The following is an 11810-nucleotide window of genomic DNA, read 5'->3' on the forward strand; positions in this document are numbered from 1 at the left end:
GGCGCGGTGGCGCCTGAGGGGTAGTGCTTGTGCGCGGCGGCTCTTGCTCGCCGCCCTCAGCGCAGCGATGGTGGGCGGCGGCGCGGGCTGCTCCAGCAGCCTGAATGGAGGCGCAGCGGGCGACGCCTCGCGCAGGGAGACCGGATCGGGCGCGCGCGACGGGAGCCTCGCGGACCTGCGCCGCAGCGACGGGGGCCTTAGGGATCGGGGCCTTAGGGATCGGGGCCTCGCCGATCGGGCCCTCGCCGATCGGGCCCTCGCCGATCGGAGCTCGGCGGGCGCCAGCGACGGAGGCGTGCGCGATAGCGGCCTCGTCGACGCTGCCCTGGGCACGAGCGATGGCGCGGCTCGGGTCGATGGCGGTGGTCCTACCGATTCGGGAAGCGTGACGGACGGCGCGCTTGCGCCGACGGTCAGCACGCGGCGGACGACCTACCAGGTCGGCGAGGCGGTTGAGGTGGACTTCAGCGGTCTGCCGGGCAACGCCACCGACTGGATCACGATCGTCCCAGCCTCCGCTGCCGACGATACCTACGGCGAGTACTTCTACTCCGACGGCGCGGTGCAGGGGACCTTTACCTTTGCAGGCCTCACGGACGCCGGCGAGTACGAGGTGCGCGCCTATTTCAATTGGTACGACGGTGGCGGCGGGGGCTACACTGTTTGGGCCCGCTACCGCTTCACGGTTAAGCCGTGACGGGGTTCTGATGGCGCCGTGATCAGGCAGCCATTGTCGGTGTCGTCGCTCCCGGGTTATTCTGTTATTTAACTCGCAAAGGAGCGCGCATGCAACGCACTGGGCTTGCGGTATTGGCCCTCGCGGGCGGTCTTGGGCTCGTCGTTGCGTGCGGTAGCAGCTCCGTTCGACGCGGCGGCGATGGGGGCCCTGGGGCGGGGAGCGACGCGAACTCGGCCGGGCCGCGGGATGGCGGCCTGGGTGGCGCCGGCGCAAGCCAAGCACCGGTACGCCTCTCCTGCGAGGTCGCCGGCGTCGAGAGCGACCTCGACGGCGACGGTTTGCGCTACGCTGCGGACAACTGCCCCTGCGTAGCCAATACCAGTCAGCGCGACGGCGACGGCGACGGCGTTGGCGATGCCTGCGACAACTGTCGCTCGAAGGCCAACGCCCCACAGGCCGGGGCTGTCCAGCTCGACGGCGACGGTGATGGCATTGGTGACGCCTGCGACAACTGCCCGCGGGTGGCGAACTACCAGCAAACGGACAGCGACGGCGACGGCACCGGCGACGCCTGCGCGCCGGCGACGGGCGGGCGGCCGCGCGCCGATGCCGACGGCGACGGTCGGGAAGACGGCGACGACAATTGCCCGACTCAGGCCAACCTCGGCCAAGAGGATCGCGATCAGGACGGCGTCGGCGACGCCTGCGACAACTGCGTGGCGGTGGCGAATCGCTTCCAGGAGAACGCCGACGGCAATGATCTTGGCGACGCCTGCGAGCCGGCCCTCGATCTGCCGGCCGCGACGCCGATCTGCGCCGACGCCACGGCGGCCGCGCAGTGGATCAAGCCCAACCTCTACCTGCTGCTGGATGCCTCGCTCAGCATGGACAACCCACCCGGCGGCGCGACGCGCGGCGACTCACGCCTGACCATCGTCAAGCGCGGCCTGGACGCGCTGGCACCTGCCCTGACCGCCGACTTCAACGTCGGCCTGGGGGCCTTCGGCAACGCGACGAGGCCGAGCAACGGCGCCTGCCAGGCGGCCAACCTGCCGCGCCAGCTGCTCGCGACGGGCCTGCATACGGCGCGGGAGCTGACTGAGTCGTACGGGAGCCTCGACGCGGAGACCTACACGCCCACGGCGCCGGCCCTGCGTCGCGTCCTGGCGCTGGAGCTCTACGGGCTGGCCGCCGATCCCTTGGCGGCCTCGCGGGGCAAGGCCGTGGTGCTGATCACCGATGGCGCGCCCAACAGCTCGGACGAGACCTGCTATGCGAATGGAAGCGAGACGGACATCAAGAACTCCGTCGCCGCGATCGAGGCCCTCGCCGATGCTGGGGTGCCGGTCTACGTGTTGGGCATCGCCGGGACGAACGAAGCCGTGATGGAGCGCTTTGCCCAGGCGGGAGGCACGAGCAACCCGGGCGATCCCAGCCGGCATTGGTTCCTGGTCTCGGACCAGAGCAGCCTGACGCAGGCGCTACAGGCGATCGCCAGCGCCACCGTTAGCTGTTCGGCGACGCTCGCGCTGGCCTCCGGCGCGGGGCAGCCGGATTATTCGCGCGTCACGGTGGCGACGACGATAGAGGCCCAGCGCAGCGTCGTGCCGCGAGGGACGCCCGACGGCTGGACGCTGCAGCCCGGCACGCCGCCGGTCGTGACGCTAGGGGGGGCCTCCTGCCAACAGCTCCGCGCCGCCGCCGCGGCGGGCAAGACGGTCCAGCTCGCGGCGCGCGTGGCTTGCCTCTCGAGCTGCGCCTCCGATCATGAGCTCTGCGGCAACCTGCTCGACGACAACTGTGACGGGCGGGTCGACGAGGACTGTCCAGCAGGCGGCGCGCCGGCCTGCACCTGCACGGCGACCGAAAGCTGCAAGGGCGGCTGCCCGCCCGTCTGCGCCCTCGCGCCGGAGCTTTGCGACGGGCTCGACAACAACTGCAACGGCGCGATCGACGAGGGCTGTGCCGGTCCCGTCGTCGTCTACTGAAGCCCGCGACCGCCAGCCGCGGAGGGCCCCTGCTGCCTCGGGCGGCGCTCTTGCCCGCGGCAAGCCCTTAGGTCATAAGTGACGCCGCTTCCGGCCGCGCAGCGCGGGCGGAGCAGGGGGGCGGTCAATGGCGAGGGCTTCGAGGTGGCGGCGTGGGCTCGCCAAGCGGGCTGGGGTCGGGCGCCTGGGCGGGTGGTGGGTCGCGGCGCTATTGTCGCTCGTGGCGGTGGCCACGCAGCCGCGCCCGGCGGTGGCCGAGGGGCGCTCCGCAGGCGCGGCGCGACGCTCCCAATTCGCGTGCCGCCTGGCCCGGCTTCGGCCAGCAGACGTCCAGGGTGGGCCCCGCGGCGTCGAGGTCGAGCTGCAGCGCGTCGTCAACCCCTCGGGTCAGCTCTCGACGAGGCCCCACCCCTCCGGGCTGGGCCATCCACTGACTCATGCTCTGATTACCACCGACTTCGCCGAATCGCAGCTCGAGCTGATCACCAAGCCACACCCATCGAACGACGGTGTGTTGGCGCAGCTCCAGGTGCTCCATGGCTTTGTCGCGCGGCACCTTGAGGGGGGCGAGCTGCCCTGGGCTGACAGCATGCCGGGTCCCCTGATGGGTCGTGGCAGTCTGCCGCTGGCGCAGCTCGGTACGTCCTATGCTGCTCGCCTCAAGGGCCTCTACCGCGCCGGCCTGGTCGCACGTTACGGGGATCTAATGCAGGCGATCTCCGGCGTTCATTTCAACTACTCCTTCCCGACGGGCCGGCTCGGGGCCGAGGGCCGGGGTGCTCTCCAGGCCGACGATCGGGGCGGGTTCTGGCAGACGCTGGCGCGGCTCCGCGGCGCGGAGGTCGCCGATCCGCCTTTCATCTCCGAGCAATACTTCGGCGTGCTGCGTAACTACCGCCGCGTGGCCTGGCTCACGACCTACCTTTTCGGCGCCTCGCCGGCGATCGACGCCAGCTTCCTCGATGGCGCCAGGCCGCCCGCTTATCTCCAGCCGGGCGTCGGCGACACGCTCCTCGCGCCCTTCGCGACCTCGCTGCGGCAGAGCGGCGACCTCGGCTACGGCCTCAAGGGCGCGGGCGCCCCGCGGGTCTCGGTCAATAGCCCGCGGCAATATCTGCGCGACCTCCAGCGCGCCCTACGAACGCCAAACCCCGCCTTCGCGCCCCTCGCCGGTCCGCTGACCGACGCTCAGCTCCAACAGGAATCGGAGCTCTACGGGCCCGCTCGCCCCAAGCACACGCCCGCGCCTGGTCAGCGGGTCATGCACGCGCTCGCGAATGGCGTCGAGTACGTCGAGCTGCGCAACCTCGACCGCAATCCCTTCCTGGCGACCGCGATCGATCCCGCCTCGATGGACTTCCTCGAGGCCCTGCTGGTCGCCAGCGCGCTGCATGAAAGCCCGCCCTTGAGCCGCCGGGAGGAGCGGGAGCTTGCGGCCAATCTTCAGCGCGTGGCCTGCGAGGGCCGCAGACCCGGCCTGCCGCTGCGTCGCGCTGGGCGCGAGGTGGAGCTGCGCGCCTGGGCGCTGGCGCTGCTCGACGAGCTGGTTGGCGTCTGCGCGCTGCTCGACGCTGGTTCTGGCGAGCCGGGGGCCGGGCGCTATCGCCGCGCCCTGGCGGCCCAGCAGGCCAAGCTCGAAGACCCGACGCTGACGCCCTCCGCGCGCGTGATCGCGGCGCTGAGTGAGCGCTCCTTCGTCGACCACACGCTCGAGCTCTCGCGCGCCCATCAGGCCGCGCTGCTCGGCGCGCCGCTCTCCGCCGAGCGCGTGGCGACGCTCGCGGCCGCGGCCGCGGACTCGAGCGCCTTGGAGCGCGCCATGAGGGAGGGTGATGCGGCGTCCGGTCGCAGCTTCGAGCAGTACGTCCTGAAGTATCTCGCCCAGACGAAGACCCCACCCGCGGCGTGGTTGCTCGAGGCGCGAAGCCCTGCTCCAGTCCGCGGGGCGCACGCAGCACCGACACCCGCCCTCGGCGCCGCCCCGTAGTCGCGGGGCGGCGGTCGCGCGGGCCCGTCCGGCGCACCTTCCTCCCAGGAGCCAAGGCTGATGAAACGCATACGCTACCAAGCCGCCGGCCTCGCGCTGCCGCTGGGCGCCTTCCCCGCGGTGGCGCTGCGGGCCGCGCTGCGCGAAGGCTACTCGGCTGCCCATCTGAAGCAGGACGTGCTCGCGGGCCTGGTGGTGGGCATCGTGGCCTTGCCGCTCGCGATGGCCTTGGCGATCGGCGTCGGGGTGGCGCCGCAGCACGGCCTCTACACCGCGATCATCGCTGGCTTCGTCGTCGCCGCGCTCGGCGGCTCGCGGACGCAGGTCTCGGGACCGACGGCGGCCTTCATCGTGATCCTCGCGCCGCTGCACGCCAAGTTCGGGATGGCGGGCCTGCTGCTTGCGGGGCTGCTCGGCGGCGCGATTCTGATCGCGATGGGGGTCTTTCGGCTGGGGCGTCTGATTCAGTTCATCCCGCATCCGGTGACGACGGGTTTCACCGCGGGCATCGCCACCGTGATCGCCACCCTGCAGCTCAAGGACCTCTTCGGCCTGACCCTGGCGGGTCAGCCCGAGACCTACGTCGAGCGGGTCTTGCTGATGGTGCGGGCGCGGGGGACGGCCTCCTGGGCAGAGCTCCTCCTGGGGCTGCTCACGCTCGCCATCCTCGTCTTCTTCCCGCGCGTTACGCGGCGCCTGCCGGCGCCCCTGGTGGCGCTGCCGGTGGCGGCCCTCAGCGCCGCCGCGCTCGCCCGCTGGTGGCCGGGCTTTCACGTGGCGACGATCGCGAGCCGCTTTCAGACGACGGTCGGCGGAGCCGTGCTCCACGGCATCCCGCAGCTCCCGCCGCTGCCGCAGCTCCCGTGGCATGCCAGCGGTCCTGGCGGCGCCGTCTTCAGCCTGAGCTTCGAGGGCTTCCGGGCGCTGCTGGCGGGGGCCTTCGCCGTCGCCATGCTGGGCGCCATCGAGTCGCTGCTCTCCGCCGTCGTCGCCGACGGGATGGCTCGGACGAAGCACGATCCCGATGCCGAGCTGATCGCCCTCGGCGTCGGCAACCTGCTCGTGCCCTTCTTCGGCGGGATCGCGGCGACCGGGGCGATCGCCCGCACCGCGACAAATATCAAGGCCGGCGCGCGTTCACCGATCGCCGCGATGGTGCATGCGCTGACGATCCTCGCCGCGGTGCTGCTCTTCGCGCGCGTGCTGGGCTACCTGCCGATGGCGTCGCTCGCCGCGCTGCTGCTCCTCGTCGCCTGGAACATGTCGGAGGTGCGGCACTTCCTCCACACCTTCCGCGTCGCGCCGAAGAGCGACGTCGCGGTGCTGCTGACCTGCTACGGGCTGACGGTGGGCTTCGACATGGTGATCGGCGTCGCGGTGGGGATGGTCTTGGCGGCGCTGCTCTTCATGCGCCGGATGGCCGAGGTCACCGACGCTCATCTCGCCAGCGAGCGGAGCCCGCAGATCAGCGGCGCCATTCCGCCTGGGGTGGCGGTCTACGAGATCTCGGGGCCGCTCTTCTTCGGGGCCGCGCAGAAGGCGATGGCCGCGCTGGAGATCGTCGCGGGTGAGACCAAGGTCGTGGTGCTCTTGATGGAAGGGGTCAACGCGATGGACGCCACCGGGCTCGTGGCGCTCGAGAGTGCGCTTGGTTCGCTCCGCACCCAGCGCTGTCTGGCGATCCTCTGCGGGGTCCACGGGCAGCCCCTCGGGCTGTTGCAGAGGGCGCAGCTCGAGGCCCGCGAGGGTCTGCTCCTCTGCCCGAGCGTGCCCGAGGCGCTGGCGGCCGCGGCCGCCCACGTCGGCTCCTAGCGGCGCTCGGCGGCGAGCGCGCGGATCAGGCGGACGACAGCGGCAGCGGCCTCCGGGCGGGCGGCGGCGCGCATCGCCTGGCTCATCGAGGCCAGGCGCGGTGGGTCGTTGAGCAGCGCGGCGAGCAGGGCGGCGAGGTCGTCGGGGTTGAGGGCGCCCTGCGGCAGCAGCAGGGCGGCGCCGGTCTGGGCCAGCTCGCTGCCGTTGGCGGTCTGATGATCGTCTGCCGCGTGTGGATAGGGCACCAGCACGGCGGGCAGGCCGGCGACCCTAAGCTCGGCGATCGTCGTCGCCCCGGCGCGGCTGAGCACCAGGTCGGCGCCGCGATAGGCCTTGGCCATGTCCTCAATGAAGGGCTCGACGCGGGCGGCCACGCCAGCGCGTTGGTAGCGCTCGGCGACCCAGGACGCATCGGCCGGGCCGGTCTGGTGCGTGATCAACAGGGCGGGCAGGGCCCCCGCGAGCCGTGGCGCGGCCGCGCTGATCGCCTCGTTGAGGGCCCGCGCACCCTGGCTGCCGCCGAGCACCAGCAGGGAACGTCCGACTCCCGCACCCGGCGGCTCGCGAGGCTGCTGTAGGGCGGCGACGAGCTCAGGGCGCAGCGGGTTGCCGAGCAGGGCGGCCCGGCCCGCCGGCAGCCGCCGCGCGGCCTCGGTGAAGGCCACCACGACGTGCGTGGCGCAGCGCGCCAGCAGGCGGTTGGTCAGGCCGGGAATCGCGTTTTGCTCGAGCAGCAGCACGGGAAGGCGGGCGAGGGCCGCCGCCGCCACCAGCGGGCCGGAGGCGTAGCCGCCGACACCGACGACGACCTGCGGCGCGAAGTCGCGCAGTAACGCGCGGGCGCGCAGCAACGCGGGCGGGAGGCGCGCGAGGGTGCGCAGGCGGCCCATCGTCGTGGCACCCTTGAGGCGGCCAGCGGGCAGCTGGACCAGCTCGAAGCCATGCGCGGGGACGAGCTCGCGCTCGAGGCCCTCGGCGCCGACGAAGAGGATGCCGGCAGCCGGTTCGGCGGCGCGCAGCGCCTGGGCAACGGCGAGCGCCGGGAAGACATGGCCCCCGCTGCCGCCGCCGGCGATCAGCACGCGGAGCTGCGGCGCGGCTGGCGTGGCTGGGGCGGCTGGTGCGGCTGGCGTGGTCATCGCGAGGTCCTCCTGGCCCGAGCATCCTGGCGCGGGCCGGCGGCGGCGACGCGCGGTGGCCGGTCGCTGGCCCCCGCTAGCAGCCCGTGTCGGCGTCGACGCCTGGCCTGCCCCGCGCGATGATCACCCGTGGCAGACGCCGGCGATTGCCGCGCGTATCCCAGCGGTCGCGCCAGCGCAGCGCCGGAGCGCTTGGCGGGGGATGCCGGGCCGCGATGTTGAGCAGCACGCCGATCGCGAAGAGCTGCACGACCAAGGCCGAGCCACCGTAGGAATAGAAGGGGAGGCCGATCCCCTTGGTCGGCACCATGCCGAGCACCACGGTCATATGCAGCACCGCCTGCAGCCCGATCGTGGCGCTGAGGCCAAAGGCGAGATAGGTGCCAAAGAGGTCGTGGGCCCCCAGCGCCGCGCGCATGCCGCGTACGACCAGCAGCGCGAAGAGCAGCACGACGGCGCCCAATCCGACCAGCCCGAGCTCCTCGCCCGTGATCGCGAAGATGAAGTCCGTGTGGGCCGCGGGGAGAAAGAGCAGCTTCTGCTTGCCGCTGCCCAGCCCGAGCCCGAAGATCCCGCCTGAACCGACGCTGATCAGCGACTCGCTGATCTGATAGCCGACGTTGCTGCGAAAGGCCCAGGGGTCGATGAAGGCGATCATGCGCCGCAGTCGCCAGGGGGTGCCGACGATTTGCTGATAGGCGACCGGCGCGGCGCTGAGCACGGCGATCAGCAGGTAGCTGACGCGGGCGCCGCTGACGAAGAGCAGCAGCAGCGCCACCCCGAGCAGCAGCGCCGCGGTGCCGAGGTCCGGCTGTTTGAGGACGAGCCCCGCCAGCAGGCCCGCCACCAGCAGATGGGGCAGGAAGCCGACCGAGAACGAGCGGATCTGCTCCTGCTTTGCCGCCAACGAGTGCGCCAGGTAGAGGATCAGGCTCAGCTTGGCGAGCTCCGACGGCTGAAACGAGACGCCGCCCAGCCGAAACCAACGCGTGGCGCCATCGACGTGGGTGCCGAGGCCCGGCACGAGCAGGCCGACAAGCAGCGCGAAGGTCGCCAGCAGCGCCGGATAGACCCAGCCGCGGTAGGTCCGGTAGTCGATGCGCCAGCCGGCCCAGAGCGCCAGCAGGCCAACCGCCGCGAAGGCGAGCTGACGGCTGAGGAAGTGTGACATGTCGTGATAGCGGGCCTTGGCGAAGACAGCGCTGGCGCTGGCGACCATCACCAGGCCGAGCGCGAGCAGCGCCAGCGTGCAGGCGAGGAGCACGAGGTCGAGCCCACGCGCTGCGGCTGGCGCGGGCACCGCCAGCACCGGATCGGCGTCGCTCTGGATCGTTGAGGCCTTGAGCGCGGGGAGGCTGAGCGCAGCGTCGAGCGGCATGGGATCGACCCAGAGTGCCGCCGGACGGCGCCTCGGGCAATTTTTCGGATCGAGACCCTGGCCGCTGGGGTGGCCGCCCGGCGCCAGCGGGCTGCTAAGTGGCATCACCGTGACGATAGAGCCAAACGTACCAGTCGGCCGCTTCCGCATCGAAGCCGCCGATCGCGGGCGCGTGGGTGATGGCGAAGGCGCGGTAGGGCCGGTCGCCGACGAAGGCCGAGGTCAGGTTCAGCCGGCGGACGGCGGCAATCGCGTCGGCGCCGGTGGATGTGGCGGTGCTGCCCAGCGGCAGGCCCGTGGTGACCACGCGCACGCGCTCCGGGGCGGTCGCGGTCGCGGTGCAACCGAGCGTGTCGGCCGGGGCGAAGCCCGTGGGCAGCGGAAAGTCGAAGCCTCGCCGCTGCTCGTCGGCCCAGACCTCGGGCTCGGCGAGGAGCACCTGCCCGGTCGGGCGGAAGATGATCACCAGGTAGCGGTCCTGGCTCGCCGTGAAGACCAGCGAGCAGTGGACGAAGTCGTCATCTTGCTCGCAGTCGAGGCTGTCGGGTGGCGGGGTGCCGAGGGTCTCGACGAGATGGCCGCGGGCGCGCTCCTCCGCCTCGGCGAGGGTCAGGGCTGGCGTATCGCTGAGCTCGAAGACGCGAAAACCGCGCGGCTCGACGCGCACGTAGTCGATGGCGACGGCCGCCACGCAGCGACCTTCAGGGCAGCCCAGCGCGAGCGCGGGGCGATGGTGGCACCAGCTCGGGGCAGCAGCGCCGCCACAGGCCGCGAGGACGCAGCCCGAGGTCAGCGCGGCGACCGCCAGCAGGCGCCGCAGCAGCAGGGCAGGGCCACCCGGGTCGCCCACGCCCCGGGTGGGGGCGTGGAGCGGGTGCCGGCGGCCGCGCGCGCTCACGCGCCGAGGCGCTTGGCCAACGCGTCGACCTCGCGCTGGAGGCCCGCCGGCAAATGGTCGCCGAACTGCGCCAGGTGCTCCCGGATCTTCGGCAGCTCGGCCAGCCACTCCTCGCGATCGACGCGCGTCAACGCGTCGAGGTCGGAGGGCGTGAGGTCCAGCCCTTCGAGGTCGATCGCCCCCGCCGCGGGGACCAGGCCGATCGGCGTCTCGACGGCCTTGGCGCTGCCCTCGAGGCGCTCGAAGACCCACTTCAGCACGCGGATGTTGTCGCCGAAGCCCGGCCAGAGGAAGCGGCCCGTGGCGTCCTTACGGAACCAGTTGACATAGAAGATGCGCGGCAGTCGCGCCCCGGCGCGCTCGCCGAGCCGCAGCCAATGGCCGAAGTAATCGCCCATGTTGTAGCCGCAGAAGGGCAGCATCGCGAAGGGGTCGCGGCGCAGCGCGCCGACGGCGCCGGCGGCCGCCGCGGTGGTCTCGGAGGAGACGATGGCGCCCATCAGGGTGCCGTGCGCCCAGCTCGTGGCCTCGTGGACCAGCGGGACGACCGTGGAGCGCCGGCCGCCGAAGAGGATCGCCGCGATCGGCACGCCCCGCGGATCCTCCCAGCGCGGGTCGATCGTCGGGCACTGTTGGGCGGGCGCCGTGAAGCGCGCGTTGGGATGCGCGGCCGGGCGCCCGCTCTCGGGGCTCCAGGGCTTGCCGTGCCAGTCGATCAGGGCGGCGGGGGCCTTTTCGCTCATGCCCTCCCACCAGACGTCGCTCTGGTCGGGACTGAGGGCGACGTTGGTGAAGATCGAGTTCTTGGCGAGCGAGGCCATCGCGTTCGGGTTCGAGCTCATCGAGGTGCCCGGGGCCACGCCGAAGAAGCCCGCCTCGGGGTTGACGGCGTAGAGCTGGCCGTCGGTGCCGAACCTCATCCAGGCGATATCGTCGCCGACCGTTTCGACCTTCCAGCCCGGCAGCGTCGCGGTAAGCATCGCCAGGTTGGTCTTGCCGCAGGCGCTGGGGAAGGCGGCCGCGATGTAGTGCTTCTTGCCCTCGGGCGAGGTCAGGCCGGCGATCAGCATGTGCTCGGCCAGCCAGCCCTCATCGCGCGCCATCACCGAGGCGATGCGCAGCGCCATGCACTTCTTGCCGAGCAGCGCATTGCCGCCATAGCCGCTGCCAAAGGACCAAATCTCGCGCGTCTCCGGATAGTGGACGATGTACTTATGGTCGGGGTTGCAGGGCCACGCGCTGTCTTTGGCCCCATCGAGCAGCGGCTGGCCCACCGAGTGGACGCAGCGCACGAAGCGCCCCTTGCTGCCCAGGGCGTCAAGCGCGGCGCGACCCATCCGCGTCATGATGCGCATGTTGCAGGCGACGTAGGCCGAGTCGGTCAGCTCGACGCCGATCTGCGCGATCTCGGAGCCCAGCGGGCCCATCGAAAAAGGGATGACGTACATCGTGCGGCCACGCATGCAGCCGCGAAAGAAGCCATCGAGCTTGGCGCGCATCTCGCGCGGGTCGGCCCAGTTGTTGGTCGGGCCGGCGTCGACCTCACGCTCGGAGCAGATGAACGTGCGGTCCTCGACGCGCGCCACGTCCGCGGGGTTTGAGCGGCAGTAGTAGCTGTTCGGGCGCTTGGCATCCGAGAGGCGCTGAAAGGTGCCAGCCTCGACCAATTGTCGGGCCAAGCGGTCGTACTCCTCCGCTGAGCCATCGCACCAATGAACGGCGTCGGGCCGGCAGAATTCGGTGATCTGGGCGACCCAGGCATCGAGTTGAGCATGTTGCGACATCGGGACCTCCTTGGGGCAATTTTTGTCGCCCAGGCGTATACCAGCGCCTCGACCGTGGCGCAACTTGCCCCAGGTCCCGGCCCTGCGCTAGCATTCGGCGTTTATGGAAGAATCCGTCGGGCCTGGCCCCGGCAGCGTGAGCGCA

8 protein-coding genes are annotated in these 11810 nt (G+C 71.7%); 4 read left to right on the forward strand and 4 right to left on the reverse strand.

The features are described 5' to 3' along the window. Nucleotides 1–295: 295 nt before the first annotated feature. The 4 genes from IPL40_08645 (at nt 296) to dauA (ending at nt 6466) form a co-directional block, all read left to right on the forward strand. Complete coding sequence (locus IPL40_08645; GenBank protein ID MBK8481230.1) at nt 296–697, forward strand: hypothetical protein; 402 nt, start codon at nt 296–298, stop codon at nt 695–697. 89 nt (nt 698–786) lie between these two features. Beyond that, entirely contained in the window at nt 787–2667 is a 1881-nt protein-coding gene (locus tag IPL40_08650) for a thrombospondin type 3 repeat-containing protein (protein MBK8481231.1), read from the forward strand. A gap of 127 nt (nt 2668–2794) precedes the next feature. Continuing rightward, the gene (locus tag IPL40_08655) at nt 2795–4654 is read left to right on the forward strand and encodes a glutamate--cysteine ligase (protein ID MBK8481232.1); all 1860 of its coding nucleotides are present in this window, start codon (nt 2795–2797) and stop codon (nt 4652–4654) included. Nucleotides 4655–4714: 60 nt separating this feature from the next. Then, complete coding sequence (gene dauA, locus IPL40_08660; protein MBK8481233.1) at nt 4715–6466, forward strand: C4-dicarboxylic acid transporter DauA; 1752 nt, start codon at nt 4715–4717, stop codon at nt 6464–6466. Here dauA and murG read toward each other — a convergent pair. The 4 genes from murG to IPL40_08680 form a co-directional block, all read right to left on the reverse strand. Then, nucleotides 6463–7605 (reverse strand): undecaprenyldiphospho-muramoylpentapeptide beta-N-acetylglucosaminyltransferase, encoded by a 1143-nt coding sequence (murG, locus tag IPL40_08665; GenBank protein MBK8481234.1) that lies wholly within the window; start codon nt 7603–7605, stop codon nt 6463–6465. The two genes, dauA and murG, sit on opposite strands and share 4 nt — an antisense overlap. A 76-nt stretch (nt 7606–7681) precedes the next feature. Then, nucleotides 7682–8983 carry a putative lipid II flippase FtsW gene (gene ftsW / locus IPL40_08670; GenBank protein ID MBK8481235.1) on the reverse strand — a complete coding sequence of 434 codons (1302 nt, stop codon included), beginning with the start codon at nt 8981–8983 and terminating at the stop codon, nt 7682–7684. Between the two features lie 94 nt (nt 8984–9077). After that, nucleotides 9078–9881 carry a hypothetical protein gene (locus tag IPL40_08675; GenBank protein ID MBK8481236.1) on the reverse strand — a complete coding sequence of 268 codons (804 nt, stop codon included), beginning with the start codon at nt 9879–9881 and terminating at the stop codon, nt 9078–9080. Further along, nucleotides 9878–11665, reverse strand: a complete 1788-nt coding sequence (locus IPL40_08680) for a phosphoenolpyruvate carboxykinase (GTP) (protein MBK8481237.1) — start codon at nt 11663–11665, stop codon at nt 9878–9880. Before IPL40_08680 ends, IPL40_08675 begins: the two co-directional genes overlap by 4 nt. Between the last annotated feature and the right edge of the window lie 145 nt (nt 11666–11810).

It is taken from the genome of Pseudomonadota bacterium (assembly GCA_016711215.1).
Taxonomy (GTDB): Bacteria; Myxococcota_A; Polyangia.